The organism is Rhizobium sp. PEPV16 (assembly GCF_008919455.1).
In the GTDB taxonomy this organism is placed as follows: Bacteria; Pseudomonadota; Alphaproteobacteria; order Rhizobiales; family Rhizobiaceae; genus Rhizobium; species Rhizobium leguminosarum_Q.
The window spans coordinates 33,525-52,128 of record NZ_VSZV01000351.1; the positions used below are offsets into that span (position 1 = coordinate 33,525).

20 protein-coding genes and 2 pseudogenes are annotated in these 18,604 nt (G+C 60.1%); 5 read left to right on the forward strand and 17 right to left on the reverse strand.

Features of this window, described 5'->3' with window-relative positions; genetic code table 11:
- Positions 1 to 485, forward strand: a 485-nt coding sequence (locus FY112_RS31040) for a Crp/Fnr family transcriptional regulator (protein WP_151520141.1), incomplete at its 5' end; no start/stop codon positions are given.
- A 1-nt stretch (position 486) separates the two neighbouring features.
- Here FY112_RS31040 and FY112_RS31045 read toward each other — a convergent pair.
- Positions 487 to 726: a hypothetical protein gene (locus FY112_RS31045; RefSeq protein WP_151520076.1), complete on the reverse strand. Its 240-nt coding sequence runs from the start codon at positions 724 to 726 to the stop codon at positions 487 to 489.
- Positions 727 to 942: 216 nt separating this feature from the next.
- On the opposite strand from FY112_RS31045, the gene FY112_RS31050 reads away from it, so the two are divergent.
- Positions 943 to 1,191, forward strand: coding sequence for a hypothetical protein (locus tag FY112_RS31050; protein WP_151520077.1), 249 nt, complete (start codon positions 943 to 945; stop codon positions 1,189 to 1,191).
- A 294-nt stretch (positions 1,192 to 1,485) separates the two neighbouring features.
- Here FY112_RS31050 and FY112_RS31055 read toward each other — a convergent pair whose 3' ends face one another.
- From FY112_RS31055 to FY112_RS31080, 6 genes and pseudogenes are all read right to left on the reverse strand, one after another.
- Positions 1,486 to 1,701: a hypothetical protein gene (locus tag FY112_RS31055; protein ID WP_151520078.1), complete on the reverse strand. Its 216-nt coding sequence runs from the start codon at positions 1,699 to 1,701 to the stop codon at positions 1,486 to 1,488.
- 411 nt (positions 1,702 to 2,112) lie between these two features.
- A pseudogene (locus tag FY112_RS38645) lies at positions 2,113 to 2,223 on the reverse strand (CBS domain-containing protein); the annotation flags it as partial.
- A gap of 32 nt (positions 2,224 to 2,255) precedes the next feature.
- Positions 2,256 to 2,501 (reverse strand): annotated as a pseudogene (locus tag FY112_RS31065) (DUF305 domain-containing protein); the annotation flags it as partial.
- A gap of 213 nt (positions 2,502 to 2,714) precedes the next feature.
- Positions 2,715 to 3,140 carry a GNAT family N-acetyltransferase gene (locus tag FY112_RS31070; protein ID WP_151520079.1) on the reverse strand — a complete coding sequence of 142 codons (426 nt, stop codon included), beginning with the start codon at positions 3,138 to 3,140 and terminating at the stop codon, positions 2,715 to 2,717.
- Positions 3,141 to 3,460: 320 nt separating this feature from the next.
- On the reverse strand, positions 3,461 to 3,700 hold the full coding sequence (locus FY112_RS38230; protein WP_151520080.1) for a hypothetical protein: 240 nt from the start codon (positions 3,698 to 3,700) through the stop codon (positions 3,461 to 3,463).
- Between the two features lie 151 nt (positions 3,701 to 3,851).
- Positions 3,852 to 4,352 (reverse strand): ferritin-like domain-containing protein, encoded by a 501-nt coding sequence (locus FY112_RS31080; protein WP_151520081.1) that lies wholly within the window; start codon positions 4,350 to 4,352, stop codon positions 3,852 to 3,854.
- A 467-nt stretch (positions 4,353 to 4,819) separates the two neighbouring features.
- On the opposite strand from FY112_RS31080, the gene FY112_RS31085 reads away from it, so the two are divergent.
- Together FY112_RS31085 and FY112_RS31090 are read left to right on the forward strand one after the other, a co-directional pair.
- Positions 4,820 to 5,347 carry a sigma-70 family RNA polymerase sigma factor gene (locus tag FY112_RS31085; protein ID WP_151520142.1) on the forward strand — a complete coding sequence of 176 codons (528 nt, stop codon included), beginning with the start codon at positions 4,820 to 4,822 and terminating at the stop codon, positions 5,345 to 5,347.
- Positions 5,348 to 5,536: 189 nt separating this feature from the next.
- Positions 5,537 to 6,337: an SDR family NAD(P)-dependent oxidoreductase gene (locus FY112_RS31090; RefSeq protein ID WP_151520082.1), complete on the forward strand. Its 801-nt coding sequence runs from the start codon at positions 5,537 to 5,539 to the stop codon at positions 6,335 to 6,337.
- A gap of 63 nt (positions 6,338 to 6,400) precedes the next feature.
- Here FY112_RS31090 and FY112_RS31095 read toward each other — a convergent pair whose 3' ends face one another.
- Both FY112_RS31095 and FY112_RS38235 read right to left on the reverse strand, forming a co-directional pair.
- Positions 6,401 to 7,501: a flavodoxin family protein gene (locus FY112_RS31095; RefSeq protein ID WP_151520083.1), complete on the reverse strand. Its 1,101-nt coding sequence runs from the start codon at positions 7,499 to 7,501 to the stop codon at positions 6,401 to 6,403.
- Between the two features lie 564 nt (positions 7,502 to 8,065).
- Complete coding sequence (locus FY112_RS38235) at positions 8,066 to 8,563, reverse strand: hypothetical protein (protein ID WP_246700795.1); 498 nt, start codon at positions 8,561 to 8,563, stop codon at positions 8,066 to 8,068.
- A 22-nt stretch (positions 8,564 to 8,585) separates the two neighbouring features.
- Between FY112_RS38235 and FY112_RS38240 the strand changes: the two genes are divergently transcribed.
- Positions 8,586 to 9,074, forward strand: a complete 489-nt coding sequence (locus tag FY112_RS38240) for a cytochrome P450 (RefSeq protein WP_246700796.1) — start codon at positions 8,586 to 8,588, stop codon at positions 9,072 to 9,074.
- Positions 9,075 to 9,117: 43 nt separating this feature from the next.
- On the opposite strand, the gene FY112_RS31105 is transcribed toward FY112_RS38240, so the two are convergent.
- Genes FY112_RS31105 through FY112_RS31140 form a run of 8 tightly spaced genes read right to left on the reverse strand, consistent with a single transcriptional unit; the run spans position 9,118 to position 18,553 of the window.
- The gene (locus FY112_RS31105) at positions 9,118 to 9,879 is read right to left on the reverse strand and encodes a TIGR04290 family methyltransferase (protein ID WP_151520084.1); all 762 of its coding nucleotides are present in this window, start codon (positions 9,877 to 9,879) and stop codon (positions 9,118 to 9,120) included.
- A 26-nt stretch (positions 9,880 to 9,905) separates the two neighbouring features.
- Positions 9,906 to 10,967, reverse strand: coding sequence for a UDP-glucuronic acid decarboxylase family protein (locus FY112_RS31110; protein ID WP_151520143.1), 1,062 nt, complete (start codon positions 10,965 to 10,967; stop codon positions 9,906 to 9,908).
- 10 nt (positions 10,968 to 10,977) lie between these two features.
- Positions 10,978 to 12,096: a glycosyltransferase gene (locus FY112_RS31115; RefSeq protein WP_151520085.1), complete on the reverse strand. Its 1,119-nt coding sequence runs from the start codon at positions 12,094 to 12,096 to the stop codon at positions 10,978 to 10,980.
- On the reverse strand, positions 12,093 to 13,181 hold the full coding sequence (locus tag FY112_RS31120) for a glycosyltransferase (protein ID WP_151520086.1): 1,089 nt from the start codon (positions 13,179 to 13,181) through the stop codon (positions 12,093 to 12,095). The genes FY112_RS31115 and FY112_RS31120 overlap by 4 nt, the downstream gene beginning before the upstream one ends.
- The gene (locus FY112_RS31125; protein WP_151520087.1) at positions 13,178 to 14,308 is read right to left on the reverse strand and encodes a glycosyltransferase; all 1,131 of its coding nucleotides are present in this window, start codon (positions 14,306 to 14,308) and stop codon (positions 13,178 to 13,180) included. The genes FY112_RS31120 and FY112_RS31125 overlap by 4 nt, the downstream gene beginning before the upstream one ends.
- Positions 14,305 to 15,384: a glycosyltransferase gene (locus tag FY112_RS31130; RefSeq protein ID WP_151520088.1), complete on the reverse strand. Its 1,080-nt coding sequence runs from the start codon at positions 15,382 to 15,384 to the stop codon at positions 14,305 to 14,307. The genes FY112_RS31125 and FY112_RS31130 overlap by 4 nt, the downstream gene beginning before the upstream one ends.
- A gap of 23 nt (positions 15,385 to 15,407) precedes the next feature.
- Entirely contained in the window at positions 15,408 to 17,450 is a 2,043-nt protein-coding gene (locus FY112_RS31135) for an NAD-dependent epimerase/dehydratase family protein (RefSeq protein ID WP_151520089.1), read from the reverse strand.
- On the reverse strand, positions 17,447 to 18,553 hold the full coding sequence (locus tag FY112_RS31140) for an NAD-dependent epimerase/dehydratase family protein (RefSeq protein ID WP_151520090.1): 1,107 nt from the start codon (positions 18,551 to 18,553) through the stop codon (positions 17,447 to 17,449). The genes FY112_RS31135 and FY112_RS31140 overlap by 4 nt, the downstream gene beginning before the upstream one ends.
- Positions 18,554 to 18,604 lie beyond the last annotated feature (51 nt).

Consider the following 18,604-nt stretch of genomic DNA (forward strand, 5'->3'; position numbering starts at 1 on the left):
CCGGCATGCACGTCGTCCTGGCGGTAGAGACCACCCCCACGCGCACCTTCATGCAAGTCGCAGGGTCGGGAATCATGGTGCCGATGGAGACGTTTCAGCGCGCGCTCGCCGATGATCCCGAGATGAAGGATTTCTTCCTTCGCTATGTTCACACAACCGTGCTGCAGCTCGCCCATTCGGCGCTCGCGAACGCCCGCTACAATATGCATGAACGGCTGGCTCGGTGGATCCTGATGTGTCACGACCGCCTTGAAGGCAACAACCTGGCAGTCACCCATGAATTTCTGGCGTTGATGCTCGGCGTCCGCCGTTCGGGCGTCACCAATGAACTACACGTCCTTGAGGGCGTCCACGCCATCCGATCGACCCGCGGAAACGTGCGAATAATGGACAGGGAAAAATTGATCGAAATTGCCGGTGGCTGCTATGGAGTGCCGGAGCGCGAATATGAAAAGTTGCTGGGTCTTCCGCTCCGCGCCAGATAGATCAGCCCATTCGCTTAATCGCTTCCGAAAAGGGCAACACGAGCAGGATATCACCTGCTTCGTTTCTGATCTCGACGCTTCTTGACGCAATGTCATATCCAAGCAGCACGGCACTGCTCATCAATGCGCGAGCATCACGCACCGCTTCCATGCGAGCGGCATCCAGATCAGCAAGCTCGGTTCCTTCCCAGTCGTCGAGCGATCCTGCTTCAGACAGAATGTTGAAGTAGAAGCGTGGCATTCGAAATCCTTCAAAGCCGGCATGCCGGCAGGATAGCCTGTGCATTTTGCCCTTCCGTCGCGCTCAAAGCAACAGCATCGGTAACGCGTTCGCCACTCTGCCATGTCATCGCTGACAATTGTGCGCAACCGCACTGACGGTTGCCTTGGGAGATTGATGCACTACGGTTTCTTATCGCGATCCGGGTGAGCTGTTGCGACGCTCAAGGAGGATGATATGACGGACTTCAATCTCTCACTCCAGATAGAAGACGTGAATGTGCTTTCGGACGCTGTTCGGACCTGGTACCGGTATAATCACGCCGCGCCAACGGAACAATCAATGCAGCTGCTTTGCAGCGCGGCGGTCGACCTCTATAATCAAGGACACAGGACGCGCGAGGAACTGGTCACGCTGCTGATCGTGAAGTTTGATAGCCTTCATTCGCTGCAGGTCAACGCGCCGTCGTCCACGTCTCACCACTAGCAATATCGGTCTCCTCTCCTGGTGTGACTCCAGAGGGTGAAAAGGCGCTCCTATCGGATATTGGAGAGCATTTAACTGCTTCAATTCCCTCATTTCATTGTCCGATCAAGACATCAAACTCGTCACCGCCGCGGTTCGGCGGTGGTGTACAGAGAACCACTGTGAGATCGATAGGCAACGAAGGCCGCCGCGCCCTCACCCTTGCCATCAACCTCGTTCAGTACTCTACCCATGTCCGTTTCGTTTTTGGCGGCCCGCCATTGGAAGGCAAAGTGCATTCGAGCAATTCGACGATCAGGCTGAATCACGGTTGGCGCCGTGATCTCGAAGCTGCTCAGTTTCGACGCGCTTGCTATCCAGTCCGCGCTCCTGCGAATGACGCGCCTTACCGCGGTTGGAAAGGACGGCGTTTTCGGGAACGTCACGGGCGTTCAGATCGGTCATGGCACCTGAACCGTCACCCTTGCCCGAGCGGCCCGGGCCTACATTCTTTGGGGCTTGCTTGACCATGTGATTTCTCCTTTTAAAGCGTTTGCCGGGAATTATTGTTTGTCCTGCCCTGTTGGCGCGGGTTCACGCCACCTTGCGGTGTCGTATCGTTCGCGACATCGCCTTCGACGGTATTCTCACCCTGGAGTTCGGCATTCTCGGGTGGCGTCTTGACCGGCGAAATCGGCAGATCGCCTGCGCGGCCTTCACGTAGGACGGCCGGCCCTGACGCCCTCCGTCCACAGTCTCCTTGTGTCCGTTGTCGTCTTTGACGGAGTCATTATGTCTTTCAGGTCTGCGAATGCTCGCCACCGGGATGGGAAATGGCGGCAAAAGCGCCGGTCCTGCCGAACCGTCCGTCGCGGATACCGCCACATCGCCGAGCGAAAGAATGCCCACTAGCCGCTTGCCCCTGTTGAGGACGGGAAGACGGCGGATCTGGAGATCGCCAAGGTTGTCGAGCACGCTGTCGATGTCATCATCCTCGAAGCAATAATTCACCTCTCGAGACATAACCTCGCCAATCTTCGTATCGGGTCCCATTCCCTTTGCGATCGCCCGAACCGCGATAGCGGGATCTGTAGCAGGATCACCAGGCCGACATGTATGAGTGTGTTTAACCTCTTGTTCCTGTACATGCCGCCCATGGTCGCAAGCATGATGGTGCCCATCGGCGCAACCATCGTCAGCGCCATGTAGAGCATGTTGAGGTTATTCCGGAAGTCTCTCCATCCGTCGATCATTGAGAACATGACGAAGTACATGACAACGAGACTGAGGAGTATGCTGACGGCGAACATCGCGTATGGATGCCTGCCCATGCCTTGATGTCCACTGTGGTCGCGATGTCGCATGACTGGCCTCCTTTGACCCTCAGATGCTGCAGGATGGAAAATTTCCGCGGTGCATCGCTGGAAAAGAGATTTCGCTTAACTTTCCGGGCGCGGTTTGGTTCCCGGTCATGAGCGGATGTCCCTCTCATACACCTCAATTTCACCTGGCCTTGGCCCCGCGGCGCGACCCGGGGGGACTCGTTACAAGTGCTTTGACAGAAAGATACGAGCGTGCGCTGCAACTCCGAATTCTATCCGACCGAATTCTTGATAGCCTCGATGAACATAAAAGCCCGGCGCCTGGAAGCTGCTTGTCTCAACAACAGCGCGGTGGCAGCCGCGCCTCTTGGCTTCCTCTTCCACAACAGCAAGAAGCCGCGCGCCATAGCCACTTCCGCGCAGGCGGTGCGGCAGAAAAAACATGTCGAGAAACAAGAGGCCCAGCTCAGTGCGGCCCCACAATCCACCCAAAACCTTTCCGGCAGGATCGTAAAGCTCCGCTCCGATTGGAGCGCGATCGTCAATTCCAGTTGCTTTCGTATTATACCGATAGAGCGCTACGGCGGCTCGTGCCTTTGCCTCTTGGCTGTGGGAAAGGTTGATTTTAAGATTGCCCGTTATAGACATCACGAATCCTCAAATGCCGACAGAAACCTTTTCAGACAGGGCTTCGCGTTATCGTTCCCAATCCAGGAATGCCAACTTAGGATGCGTCGTTAAATTACGACTCCGTTTTTGGCAGTCTTGGGCTGATTGTATAGTTCCATTTGCCGTGGAAGGTGTGGTGGAAGATATTAATCGCGGCCATTTCGGCGTCGGAGATTTGATCCCGGCGGGATAGAGATTTTCATCGAGTTCGCAGCGATCACCGAAACTGTCTACAAACAAACAGCAAAAAGGGGAATCCACCAAACCGATTTCCCGATTCAAAAATTTATCGATGCTTCCTAACCTCGTATCGATGCATGAAGCTGACCGCAGACCGTAAGGCTCTCGCGCATTGCCTTCACTCGCATTTCGGCATCTTCGAATGAGTAGGCCCAGATTGTGGCAGCCCAGACCGACGGACCCATCGTGTATTCGAGTGCGAACAGATAGATTGCCTGCCCGTCTTCGTCCTTTCTAACGAATTGAGCGTCGGGCCGTTCCCGCGTCTCGCGGAGCTTGTCAAAACTGATTACGCTCATATCGGAACTCATCCAACACTAAGGCATGATGCCTGTCGTCTACAGCTGGGCCTGCCGCCACTTCGTTCAGCGTCCACCGTTTTGGCTGCGAAACGCCAGATGATGAACGGCCGCCGCGCGGCGGCCGTGGAACAGGCGAAGGCATCAGGAATCAGGCCGCTCGCTTTCCCTTGGCATTTGCTGAGGACTCGGCAATCTGCGTGAGTTTCTTGTCGGTCGCCTCTTCTTCCGCAAGCGTTGCCTGCAGCAGCGGCACGGCGTCCTTGAGCCCGAGTTGCTTTGCCCACGCGATCAACGTGCCATAGCGCGCGATCTCGTAGTGCTCCACGGCCTGTGCCGAAGAGATCAGTCCGGCATCCAGGGCAACCGCGCCCTTGAACTCCTCCATGATCTCATCAGCTTCGGCAATGATTCCCTGAATGGCTTCGCAGGTCTTGCCACGTGCCGGCTTGCCGATCATTTCAAAAACCTGTTCGAGACGTTCGACCTGGGCTAGGGTCTCGTCACGATGCTGCAGAAAACCGGCCTTGCCTTCCTCCGACTGGGCGGCGCGGGCCATTTTCGGCAGCGCCTTCAGGATCTGTTTTTCGGCGTAGTAAATATCCTTGAGCGTGTCGAGGAACAGATCGTTCAGCGTCTTTTCGGTTGCCATTGAGTCCTCCTATGGCGTGTCGATCTATGGCGTGTTGATGAGTTCTCGCTCGGTCGGACAGATGACGCCCCGATAACGGCGGCGCCATCTCTGTCCGGCCAAGGACGAGACCGACTCAACGGGTTGCAGTCGGCGATAGATCAAACCATTGCCTACGTTTGTTGTTCCTGCCCTGCCTATCTTTTCACGAGATTTGGACCGTTACACACGGCGCTCGCCGAATAACGTGAATGTTATCAACGCTGTGCGGCATCGCGCAGGAACCGTTTTTGCCGGATCGTCGTTTCGAGTCCGGATGGGTCGCCTTCCAGCGATGTCTTTGGGACGATCCGCCACCGCCTTCCGATATCTTCATGTTCTGCTGCTTTGGAAGAGGTCTGCCGATGAGCGAACGAGATTTTCGTGCGATATCGTACAGCAACAATTTGGATGTCCGGAGCTTTCCTTTTCATCCCAGGAGAGAAAAAATGACGTCTCTATCTTCATCACGTCCCGCGTCGCATTGCCAAGAAGCATCCTCAATCGAGCTGGAGATTGTCGAACTGACACCGGCGTTGCACGCATTTGCCCGAAGATTCCTGCGTAGTGAGGACGACATCGATGATCTCGTGCAGGAAACGCTGCTGAAGGCGTTGAATTCGATCCAGCTCTACCATCCTGGCACCTCTCTCAAGTCCTGGCTCTTCACCATCCTTCGAAATACGTTCTGCAGCAACTATCGTCGGCGGAAGCGCGAGCCGGTCGGGATGGATGCGATCCTTGAACAAGTCGCGGTCGCCCCGAGCCAGGAGTGGGCGCTTCGCGAGCGTGAACTGCAACAGGCATTGACGCGCCTCTCCGACGACAGACGCCGTGCCCTGACGCTGGTGGCCGCCGGAACGAGCTATGAAGATGCCGCCAGGATCTGTGGCTGCCGGATCGGCACGGTGAAAAGCCGCGTCAGCCGCGCTCGGGAAACCTTGGTGTCGCTGCTTGGGGACCAGCTCATCGACTGATCACGCTTCGCCCCCCGCAATCAACACCTATGGATATCGTCGGCCCGCGTGTAGGTCGCAGCTAAACATACACACGCGTCCGCCGAGGCTCCCCGCATCGCACGTTGAAGGCCTAGCTCTTCGCCGGAACATATCGTCTCGTTCCCGGTTCGGTTGCTTCAGTTTTTTCCGAGGTTTAGGAGAAGAAACATGGACAGGAATGAATTTGGCAAAGGTCTCGCGGTGGTCACTGGCGCCTCCACCGGCATTGGCTATGAACTCGCCAAATGCGCCGCCCGGGAAGGCTATGATCTGATCATCGCCGCCGACGAGACACGCATCCAGCAGGCAGCGGCGAGCCTCAAAGAGTTTGGCACTTCGGTCCAGGCGATCGAAACCGACCTTTCCACCGAAGACGGCGTCGACCGGCTGATGGAAACCATCGAAGCTTCCGGGCGTTCGGTCGATCTGCTGATGGCGAATGCCGGGCGCGGTCTCGGCAAGGGTTTCCTTGACCAGGATTTTGCGGAAGCCAGGAAAGTCATCGATACAAACATCGTCGGGACCATCTATCTTGTCCAGCAGGTCGGCAATCTGATGCGCAGCCGCGGCGAGGGTCGCATTCTGCTGACTGGCTCCATCGCCGGTTTCACGCCAGGTTCCTATCAGGCCGTCTACAACGGCACGAAAGCCTTTATCAACAGCTTCTCCTTCGCGCTGCGCGAGGAATTGAAAGAGACCGGCGTGACCGTCAGCTGCCTGATGCCCGGCGCGACCGATACCGAATTTTTCGAGCGCGCCGATCTCATGGATACCTCCGTCGGACAGGCCAAGAAAGATGATCCGGCTGACGTCGCCAAGATCGGCTTCGATGCCATGATGGACGGTGAAGGGGATGTCGTCAGCGGCTGGAAGAATAAACTACAGGCAGCCGTGGCCAATGTGACGCCGGCAAGCATTCTTGCTCACCAGCATGCCAAGATGGCTGAACCAGGTTCAGGCAAGGAGTAGATTGTCCCGACGCGTCGATCCAGACGAGATCGGCAATCAGCGTCTAAGCCGGCTGGCTGTCGCTCACTTCTCACGCGGCTGTTTCAATCGTCCTCCCGCCGCCACCATCTTGCCTTTGCGTCGTGCCATGATGCCCTCCAACAGGGTTCGGGCGGCATTCCGCACTTCCTCCTGAAAAGCCATATCCTTTTCGAAGGCGTTGTGGCTGGTGGCGTAGGGCTCCCAATAACCGATGTAACGTTCGACCTCGGCCAAGGCTCCGGCCAGGATGAGGTCCATTGACGTCAGCCAATTCGAGACGCTGCGCCCGACATTCTCGACCCCTTCTGTATCGCCGTGGACGACGACCGAAAACAGGCGGCCGGAAAGATGGCGCGGATAGTCCCATCCCTGCATTTCAAGCGCCTTGGCCTCCTTGGCATGTTTGCCATGCGTGCTTGTCGGATCCGGGTTGCCGCCGTCGGCGCAGACAAGCCGGTCGATCATCAGTTTCAGCGGCGAGGGCGTCTGGTACCAGTTCACCGGGCTGACGATCATGATGCCATGCGCCTCGACCCACATCGGATAGATGTCGTTCATCCAATCGTGGATCTGTCCGAGAGAGTAGTTCGGGTAGCAGGAGCACGGCCAGTGACAGAGTGCGGCCGATGTCGAGAAGCACGCCTTGCACGGATGGATCTGTCGGCCGTATTCGGAAGCGATGCGGCTGAGGTCGAGGATATTGACGGTGACGCCGCCGGCGGCAAACACCTCTTTGGCGATCTCGACCATTCGAAAACTTTTCGAAAGCTCACCCGGACAGGTATGTTCGCTTCGCGACGAGCCATTGATGAGGAGGACGCGCAATGGCGCGGTTTCGTCCTCGAAGCGCGCTTGCGCAGCGCGGATTTCGTCTCTCGCCGCGAGCCAATCGACGGCGAGATCATAGTCGGGATCGGCAAAGCCTGGTCCAGCTTTCCTGGTCATCGGGCTCTTTCGCGAATGGGCGTAAGCATCCCAGGCAGCCGCGGCGACTTTGCCGAGTTCGTCTTCCAAAGTCTCGTACGCCCGGTCCTTGAACTGGCTCAGGAAACGCTTCTTGAATTCGCTCTCGTCGAGGCGAGGGCTCGGGCTGCCTTTTCGCGGTTCGAGGTCAGGGGTGGTTGCGGGTGGTTCATCAGGCATGGGACCTCCACACATGCATGCGCTCGAAACAACGCGGTGAGCCGGCTTCTGTTCCGCTGCCTCCAAGTTGCATCGTCTATCGAGGATCGGTGTTCAGGCCGGAACAATCGGCCGTTGTCCTGGTTCGGAAATAAAGCTGATCGGATATCCCGTGCAGCAAGGGGCTTCGGGATCATGAATTCTCGCAATCAAGCCGTCTTTTCGAACGCAAGACCCGCCGGCTTCGTCCGGATAAATCGTGCCAGCTGGATCGACACATTGCGTGTGGTTGCGGCTGTCATGGTTCCGACGGCTGCCAAAGGTGTCATCATTCGCCGCCCAATCATGGAACGCCTGGCACAGCGGCAGGATCTGGACACGGGTGCTGTCAGTCAGATGCAGCGGCTGGTGAAAAAATATGGCAGGGCGCCTCTGCTGTTGCCTATCCCGTTCCGGCCGCAGCTGCTGGTGCTCGACCCCTCCGACGTCTCGACGGTGCTCGAGTGTTCACCCCAGCCATTTGCCACGGCAACCTGGGAGAAGCGCGCCGCTCTTGCGCATTTCGAACCGAAAAACGTGCTGATCTCAGATGCCTCGCGGCGGGCCGAGCTTCGGCCGATCCATGAACATGCTTTGGCAAGCGCGGACCGGCTGCATCCCTCTTCGGCCCGCCTCAAGACGATCGTCGATTCCGACCTCTTGGAGATTTTGGACGGCATCGGTTCCGGCGGGCCAAACGAACTCTATTGGTCTGCGTTCTCGCAAGCCTGGTTCCGGATTGTCCGCCGCACCGTACTCGGCGATCGCGCGCGCAACGACGTCACTTTGACCAAGACCTTGAGCGATCTTCGAAGCCGGGCAAATTGGGCTTTTGCAGCTTCCATCGATCGGCGCAAGCGTCGGCAGTTTCAGCAGCAGCTGGGTCAATATCTGCGCCTGCGCCAGCCGGAGGAGGGCAGCCTGATTGGCCGGCTGCCGAAAAGCAGCGACTTCGATTTGGAAAGCCAGGTGGCCCAATGGCTGTTTGCCTTCGACGCTGCCGGGATTGCTGTTTTCCGGACGCTTGCGCTGCTTGCTTGCCATCCGAGCTACTGGGCCAAAGCCGTTGACGAAATTAAAGATCCCGAATCGTCCGTTCACACGCAATTGCCTGCTCGAAGCTCTGCGCCTCTGGCCGACGACCCCCGTCATCCTCAGAGAGCTGACCGAGGATATCAAATCCGGCGACAGGACCGTGGCGCGCGGCACGGGCGTCATTATTTTCGCGCCCTTCTTTCACCGGGATCCCGAGCTGGCTTATGCAAACCGGATGGAACCAAGTATCTGGGGCCTCAACGACACCCTGCCGACAGTCGGATTCGTGCCGTTCAGCGCCGGTGCTGCCATTTGTCCGGCCCACAATCTCGTACCGACGGTTGCCAGCCTCGCCATCGGTGCGCTGTTGTCGCAGGCGGATATCACGCTGCTTCAGCCCTCTCTGACAGTCGACGACCTGCCCGGCACCCTCAACCACTTCGATATTCGGCTACGGCTGAGCAAGCGGCCGGTTGAAGCCCGTGCACCGCATGCCGCGGTAGGCTTTCCGCCTCATTGAAGTCCAATGCTTCCCGCAGCTGTGGTCCGACAAAACGAGTCGTTCAAGGCGTGGCCACCGGCGGCGGCTCAACCGCATAATGGCGTTGGCCTCGTCGGCACAGATAGACCTCGCGTTCCGGATGGACATCGATTCGAAAACCGGCGCTGCGCAGCATTGCCTCGGCCGCCGCCTGGTTGGGAATGAACCAGTTTGTCGGATCGGACGCGTAGCGTTCCTCGACAAAGAAGAGCTTCGGATATTCAGGCTGGTCGAAGATGCTCCATTCGGAAAAGTCGTAATCCTCCTTCAGGTCGGGAACGCGTTCGTCGCCGCGCTGGAGGCATTGGAACAGCATCATGTCACCGACAGCGTGTTCATAGAGTAGATCCAGCGCCAGCAGGGGGTGGCGCAGGTGGTAGAGCACTCCCATGAAGATTACCAGGTCGAACTTCTCACCCAGTTGGGCGACGTCATAGACCGACATCTGCCGGAACTCGATCTCCGCTCCCGCTTGTTCCGCTGCGAAGCGGGCCTGCGCCAGGTAGCGCGGGTCGGAATCGATGCCGACGACACGGGCGGCGTTGCGCCGTTTCATCTCTAGGGCATAGAAACCGGCGTTGCAGCCGACGTCGAGCACGCTGAGGCCACTAAGATCGGCCGGCAGGACATGCTGGAACCCTTTCCATTTGAAGGTGGGATAATCTCCGAGGAAATGATCGGCCGCTGTCATGTGGCCGCCGATGTTCAAATTCTGAAACCACGGCCCGAGTTCCTGAATCCGCTTTTGCAGGTCCTGATCTCTCGGCAGCTGTGCTGCATCCATCTCGGCTCTCCTTTGTCGTTCATCGCTCACATGTTAGACGACGATCGCAGTGCGTCCGGCTTTGTACCTTGCCGCCAGTTCGAGCGCCGCTTGACCTTCGCGCCATCGAGGCCGCCGTCAGGACGGGCCGCGGTGATGAACCAGTCGGCCGTCAGGCGCAGACCTTCGGCAAGCGGGATTGTCGGCTGCCAGCCGAGAAGGTCTTTTGCCCGCGAAATGTCGGGCCGTCTGCGCTGCGGGTCGTCTTGCGGCAGCGGCTTGTGGACGACGATCGATGTCGACGGCATCATGGCCAGCACCATGTCGACCAGCTGGTTGATGGTGAATTCGCCGGGATTGCCGAGATTAACCGGGACGCCCGGATTGGGATCGACGTCCATCAGCGCCATCAGGCCCGCAACGAGGTCGCTGACGAAGCAGAAGGAACGCGTCTGGTCGCCGCTTCCATAAATCGTCAGCGGCGCGCCTGATATGGCCTGCACCAGCAGATTGGAAATGATCCGCCCGTCGCTCGGCTGCATACGCGGCCCATAGGTGTTGAAAATGCGGGCAACACGTGCGTCCACCTTGCCGGCCCGCAACGTATCGAAGCAAAGTGCTTCCGCCGCCCGCTTCCCTTCGTCGTAGCAGGCGCGCGGGCCTATGCAGCTGACATTGCCGCGGTAATCCTCCGTCTGCGGATGCTCGACGGGATCGCCATAGACCTCGCTCGTCGATGCCTGCAGGAGCGAGGCATGATGCTGTTCGGCCAACGAAAGCAAATTGCCGGTGCCGGCAACGCAGGTCATCATCGTATGCACCGGGTCTGCCTGATATTGTGGGGGCGATGCCGCACAAGCGAGGTTGTAGATCTGGTCCAAATGCTCGTCGAGGCTATAGAGATGGCAGATGTCCTTTTCGATCAAACGGAACTTCGGATGGTTGATCAACGGCCGGACATTGTCCTCCGATCCGGTGATATAGCTGTCGACACAGATCACCCGGTCGCCGCGTGCCAGCAGCGCATCGCATAAGTGCGACCCGACGAAACCGGCTCCTCCGGCGACAAGCACAGTCTTCACTCTTCCGTTTCGCGTCCTTTGCAGCATCATGCGTCTCCTAGGCTGAAATGGATTGAGATTGGGGGCAACGGTCGTTCACCCCTTCTCCTGGCAGTTCTCTCAAGGCGGCGGCGAGTTCACGAGCCCGCACCTCACCGGTATGGCGCCCAAGCACCGTCGCCCTGGCGGCCGATGCCAGCGCACGACGCGCCTCGGGAGAGATCGTCGTCAGGGCGTCGACCACATGCTCCGATCCTTTGGCGATGACGATTGCCTGACCATCGGCAAAGAGTTCGTCTAGGCCGCGCCAGTCGTCGCTGATGATCGGCGTGCCGCAGGCAGCGGCTTCGAACAGCCGCACGCTCGGCGACCAGCCGGCTGCAATCATGTCGCTTCGCGTGACGTTCAGCGTAAAACGCTGCCGGCTGTAGAAGCTCGGATGATCGGCAGGTGGCAGGTGCTCGATCCGTTCGACGTTTGCTGGCCAGTCGATATTCCCCGGATATTGAGGACCGGCAACCACGAAGCTCAGATGCGGCAGCTGCCTGGCAGGCTCAATCAGCAGTCGCTCGAGCGTTGGCTGCCGGTCGGGGCTATAGGTGCCGAGATAGCCGAAATCCCAGCGGAAGGCTTCGCCGGTCGATTTGTATCGGCTCGCATCGACGGAGCAGTAGAGAGCGATTGCCTTGCGCGCGCCGTATCGGCGTTCGAGCCTGGCCAACACATCTCCGCCGGAAAACGAGAAACAGGCGTCGAAGATCGAAAGCTGCCGGCGCGCCAGATATTCCTCATCGCCCCGGTCGAGCTTCGCCAACGTGACCGGGGTGTCGATGTCGTAAAAGCACAGCCGTCGCGGCTTAAGGGCGGCGACCCTGTCGATAACGGTGACGCCGCATGGGACATATGACCCTATGATCACGGCGTCCGCCGCCTTGATCTGATCGGAATGGTTTTCGATCATCTCGTCGATGTCGCTGTAGTGGACAAGCTGGCAGAAGTCGGGATCCGGAAGATCTCGATGCGCTGCATACCAAGGCACGTCGCGCTCCAGGAACAACACCCGATGTCCCTCAGCGTGCAAGCCGCCGATGAGCGAGCGATAGGTCGTCGCGTGACCGTTGCCCCAGGACGACGACAAGGAGAGGCCAAGGATGACGATATCAAGCGGATTGGTCATTCGGCAGCCTCCGCTCGTGCGGCACGGGCGCGAAAGATGGCATCGGCGGTCTCGGCGCGATTGGCATAGGTGTGTTCATCAAGCACGCGTCTCAGCGCTCGCTGTCCAATCGCCTTGGCCTGCTGCCATGTCAGGCCGGTCAAAAGATCGGCGACATCCTGGCCGTCGCGCGCCACAAGGATTTCGTCGCCGGGCTTGAGAAACAGGTCTATGCCCTGCCAATAGTCGGTGATCAGGCAGGCGCCGGCGCCGGCGGCTTCGAAGACGCGGGTTGCCGGCGAAAAACCGTTTTCGGCCATGCTGGCGCGGGAAATATTGAGCACCGCTTTCGGCGTCGCGTTGAAAGCATTGTGATCACGGGTCGGGACATGCCCGATGTGAACGATGTTCAACGACAACGCTTTGTCGCTCCAGCCGGACCCGCCGAGCAGAAACTTTTGCTGCGGCAAGCGGGCAGCCGGCTCGAGGAAAAATTGCTCGACCCGCGCTTCGCGGTCGGGCAGACGGTTTCCGAGAAAGGCAAGATCTGCGGTGAAAGGCGCCTCTTCTTTCACCGGATGATGGGTCTGAGGATCGAGCGCGTTATAGATCGGCACACAGTCGGCTGCCCCGAGGCTGCGATAAGCGTCGACCACGGGATCACCGCCGCCATAAGTGAGGACCAGGTCGATCCGGCCCAAGGATTTGCGAAGCGGGTGCTCGGAGCTCTGCCGCAACTCGGAGAGCGTTGCCGGCGCATCCACATCCCAAAAGATTTTCAGAGCCCCATGGCTGGCATGGCGAAGGACTTCCTGGAGCAGGAGATCGTCCTCGAAACCGACGCCGCTGGCCTTGACGACGATATCGGCTCCGGCCGCAGCCGCCGTCACCTCCTTCAGGGCCTCGACGGTGCCTGAGTAAACGACGACCTTGCACCATTCGGGCGGATCGATATCACGGTTTTTCTGCCGGTCGTAGACGTCCGGCTCGTAGAAGGTGATGTCGTAGCCCTTCTGCGCCAGAGCGCGTAGCAGGCCACGGTAGTAAGTGGCGGCACCGTTCCAGTAGGCGGAAACCAGGCTTGATCCGTAAAAGGCGATTTTCATTCGGCAGCCTCCTTGGCTGGCAGCTGGCCGACGACGCCCGCCGTGCCGCATTGCTTCAGAATCGAGAAGAGTTCATCGACGCGATGTCGGCAGGTGTGCCGCGCCCGGATCGTCTCGAGGCCGGATGTGACCAGCGCAGCCGCGAGAGCATCGTCCGTCAGCACCTCGCGCAACAGGCGCGTCATCTCTCGGCCATTTTCGGCAACGAGATAATCCCTGCCCGGCCTGAAAAGCGCTTCGGCATCGGTCCAGGGTGCTGAGATCAGCGGGATGCCGCAGGCCAGCGCTTCGAAGACACGGATCGTCGGAATGCCAGGCAGGTTCTCGACATAGGGGCGTCGCGGAATATGGACGGTCACTTTGTGGCCGGCGAAAGCGAGCGGCGCCTCTGCATTGGCGATCCAGCCGCCATAGGTGATGCGTGCATCTTCAAGCGCGTCGAGTGCCTGCTTGGGGTAACGCACACCGCGAACGGTCGCCTTCAGCCCGAGCTCACGCGCGGGGCGGACGAGGAATTCCATGAGTTCGGCAGAGCGCTCGTCATCGCCCCAATTACCGATCCAGATGAGATCGCCTGTCTTTTCGATCTCCGGTCTCGGGTAGAACAGCGCGTCGTCGGCCGCCTCATGCCAGGTAAAGACCGATCTGCCCCAACCGGCCTGCAGATAGCGCTGCCGCAGCGTCTCGCCGAAGGCGAGCACGGCGTCATAATCCTCAAGCGTCAGTCCGGCGATGTCGGTTTTTGCCGACACGGCCCGGTGATGCGTGTCGTGGAACAACAGGGTGAAATCGGCGCCGCTGCGCCGGGCTCGCCCGATCCGCTCCACCAGCGCCGGCTCCGTCCATTCATGGACGACAACGACGTCGGCCTCGGCGATCGCCGCCTCGTGATCGAAATCCGGTCCGTAAATTTGCGAACGGAGCTGCGGGAACATGTCGTGAAATTTCTCGACCGCCCTCGGCCCTTGATCGCTCAGCAGGTTGCCGCGGCTCCAGGATGCCTGGGGTTCGAGCGCCAGCGCCTCGTGATGGCGGCGGCTCAGCTCCCGCATGATGCCGCGCAGGAAGTGGGCGTTGCCATGGTTCCAGTCGGAAACCAGCGAATGGGTGTAAAACAGGAATTTCATGATTGCTCCGCCGCTACCGGGGTAAGTTCGTCGTTCATCAGTTGCGCATAGGTTTCGAGTACCGCTGCCGCCTGCCGTTCCAAACTGAAGTTTCGCGAGCGCTCCAGCGATCGCACCACGAGTTCCGAGCGCAATTGCTCGTCTTCGCTGAGGCGCATGCACGCTGCTGCCAGAGACTGGGGATCATGCGGATCGAAGAACAGCGCGCATCCGTCCCATAGCTCGCGATAGGTCGGGATATCGGACAGCACCAGAGCCGCACCGCATCGCGCCGCCTCCAGGGCGGCGAGGCCGAAAGGCTCGTAGATGGATGGCGATACGACGATTTGCGCGCGCTGCATCAAGGCGATGATCTTCGGATAGGGCAGTGGTCCGCGATCGTCGGCGTCATTGAGCTGCAGTCGCTGTCCGTTGGGACCCGAGCACGAACCTGCCATGACGACGGGCAGAGGCATCACCGCTGCCGCCCTGTCGAGCACCGCGCCGTTCTTGCCCTCGTCCCACCAGCGCCCGGCCGCGAAGACGAAAATCTTCTTCGGACGCGGATCGGACCCGACCCGGCTCGCATTGTGGACCACCCTCAACCGGGAGAGCGGACCATAGGCGGCTTGCAGTGCATCCGCATGGCTCATGCTTGGCGCCAGCACGGCATCGGCGCGGTCGAAGCCCTCGCGGTTCGCATCGCGCTGCCAGGCCCAGTCCGGCGGCACCGGCGTCCGGCGCACCGCTGCAAACCACGTGACGACGCAGGAATGCGACACCACGAGGACGGGCAGCGGCGTTTCGATCCCGGCGGCGTGGGAGGGCAGGTTGAGATGCAGCAGATCGACGCCGTAGTCTCTGGCTACCCGAGAGATTTCGGCGGGAGCCGCGGATATTTCAGCGCGGCTCGCCGCCATCCAGTCGAGAGGAGCATCGAGCCACACCAGCTGTCCCAGCGCTTTCGCCTCACCAGCCTGCGTCACCGACGGTGCGGGTCCGAGGCCCGCGAAGACGATTTCCATTCCCTGGTGTCGAAGCCCCGCACCGAGATCCATCGCATAACGCCAGACGCCGCCAACCGCATCGAGGGTCATCAATATTCGGGTTCGTCGACGGATCATGCCGAGGCCTTTCGATCCCGGCGCAGGATCGGCCGGCCGCCGAAACGGTTTTCGATAAGCCACTCCGCCAGATGCTGCAGTCCGCTCTCCCAGCCGACACGCGCACGCCAGCCGAGGGTGTGCTGAAGCTTACGGGTGTCCGCGACGAAGAAATACTGGTCGCCGGACCGCCAGTCGTCGAAGGAGGTCTCCACGGGGCGGCCAATGAACTTGCCGATCTCGCGCAGCACTGCGAGCACGCTGACGGCGTTCGCCGGACCGCCTCCCAGGTTGAAGACGCGGCCCTTGATCCCGTCAATGCCATCGAGGACGCCCCGATAGGCGGCAATCGCGTCCGCGACATGCAGAATATCTCGGACCTGTTTGCCGTCACCGTAGATCGAGACCGGCTCGCCGGCGAGCGCCCGGATCAGGAAATGCGCCACCCAACCCTGGTCCTCGGTGCCGAACTGGCGTGGGCCATAGATGCAGCTCATGCGCAGCACGGCCGTCGGGACGCCGAAGGATTTCGCATAATCCAGCACATATTGATCGGCCACGCCTTTCGAGCAGCCATAAGGGGTGCAGAAATCGAGCGGTCTGTCTTCGCCGATTCCGTATGACCGGACGGTCGCGTCGACCGGCAGGTAGCGATCGTCGGCCTCCCGCATGGCGAGGTCGTCGAGCCCGCCATAGACTTTGTTGGTGCTGGCAAAGATCACCGGCGCACGGCGGCCGGCCTTGCGCACCGATTCCAGCACGTTGATCGTGCCGCGCGCATTGGCCTCGAAGTCGTCGATCGGATGGATGAGGCTGGTGGTGACCGCGGTCTGGGCGGCGAAATGAAAGACCGCCTTGGCATCCGCGAAGGCTGCCTCGATGCTTCTGGCGTCGCGTACGTCGGCAAGGACCGGATGTACGTTCGAGCCATGCCTCTCGGTCAGCCAGCCGAGGTTCTGATCGACGCCGGGCCTCCCGAGATTGTCCAGCACGACGACGTCTTCACCGTCCTGAAGGTAGCTGTCGGCAAGGTTGGAGCCGATGAAGCCGCAGCCTCCGGTGATGACGATCGGGGCGGCTCCCTTGGCGACGTTGGGGGTGGCGAGCCGGGCGACCTGCTTGAGCCGTTCGACGCCGCCTTCCATCAGCAGGCGCGCGAGCAGCTTCGGCTGGTTCTCATGGGTGACGGCACCGAGATGGTAGTGCCGGGGGTCGAACCAGAGGCCCTCCTGCACTGGTACATCCGGCGGCACATCGCGCCAGGAATACCAATACATCCGGTCGGCCGGCACGCTCAGAGCCTTCACGAAACGCCGCGCCTGCTCCATCTCGTCGTTGCGCCAGGTCGAATAGCCGGTTTCGGTTATCCAGATCTCGGCCTTGTCGTTGAAGCGGCCGATAATTTTCCGCATCTCGCCGAGATGCATGTCCCAGCCGCCCCAAGTGCCTTCCTCACTGTCCCATGTGCCGGGGAACCCGTGGAAGCCGACGGCATCGACGACGCCGAGCACGCCGCGCTCGCCCATCAGGTTGAGCCAATAGGGATCAAAGGGGCATGGCCCGCCGAGCACCGGCTGCCAGCCGCGATGTTTGGCCCAATAGGCGGCGGCGCCGACCATCTCGCAAAACAGCAGAAAGTCCTTGTCTTCGCGCCAGTCCCAGTCGAGCAGGTTGTTGGGCTCGTTCCACAATTCGATGTGACTGAAATACCGACCGTATCGGGTGAGCACGTGGTCGACGAAGTCGGCATAGGACTTGAGATCGGCCGGTGCGCCGGAAGACCGTCCTGTCCGGGATAAGGACGGCGGCGTGTAGTGAATGCAGGGCAGAAGATCGATCTCGCGCCCAAGCTTCGGGATCAGCCAATCAAACCATGCTTCGCCACCCTCAGCGAGGTACTCGGCCCATGACAGATGCGTGCGCAAATAGCTGGCGCCGCTTATACCGACGTCTGCGATCGTCTGCGACGTCCGCTCGTATTCGCCCGGGCGGAACCACTCGACAAAGCCATAGGATCTCGAGGACGTGCCGGTCCCGGCCGACAATGCGGATTTGGTCATGATACGAGCCCTCTTTCCTCCAACTGCCGTTTCATCTCCGCGCCGCGATCGATCGCTCCAGCATGTCTCACCCAATCGGCGAAAGGTCCGAGCGCGTTTTCCAGCTTGAAGCGCGGCTCGAAGCCGAGCAGTTCGCGCGCCTTTGCGATGTCGGCAAAACAGTTGCGGATATCGCCGGAGCGCGCCTTGTTCATGATTTCGGGCCGTATTTCCGGCACGCCCATCGCATCGGCGAGAAGCATTGCGACCTCAGCGATCGTATAGGCCTGGCCGCTGCCGATATTAATGACATGTCCCGGCGCATTGGGTTTTTCGAGCGCCAGGCGGAAGGCGCGCGCCACGTCGCGCACATGCACGAAATCCCGCCGCTGCTCGCCATCCTCGAAGATCATCGGCGGCTGGCCATTGGCGAGCCTGGAGGCGAAGTTTGCCAAGACGCCGGTATAGGGGTTGGACAAAGCCTGGCCGGCGCCGAATACGTTGAAGAGACGAAGCGCCACCGCCTCGACGCCATAGGCTTCGCCGAAAATCAGGACCTGTTTTTCCTGCGCATATTTGGTCAGCGCATAAATCGAGGCGAGATCGACGGGCTTTTCTTCATCCGTCGCAACCGGCCTCAGGACTTTGCCGTCAGCGCCGCGCAGGTTCCATTCGCCGGCCTTGATCTGGTCGCCGCGTCGCCTGACCAGATCGAGCTGCGCACCGTCGGCGGTTTCATAGCGGCCCTCGCCATAGACACTCATGGACGAGGCGACGACAACGCGTTTGGGCCGGCGACCGATCATCGCCTCCAGAAGAACGGCCGTGCCGAGATCATTGCTCCCGACATATCGGGCGATCTCGTACATCGACTGCCCGACGCCGACCTCCGCAGCGAGATGGATCACGCCATCGGCACCCAACAAAGCCCGTTCGACCGCGAGCTTATCCCTGACGTCACCGCGCAAGATTTCGGCAGTTTCGGGCAGCGACGTTTCAGCATCGCCATGAACCTGATCGATCAACGCATCGAGGACCCGCACCTCATAGCCGTTGTCGAGAAGCTCCTCGACGACATGTCTTCCGATAAAGCCGCAGCCGCCGGTTACAAGGATCATCGCCATCTGATTTCCGTCCGCTCAAGTTGAAGATGACCTGCCGAACCAAGCGCGGCG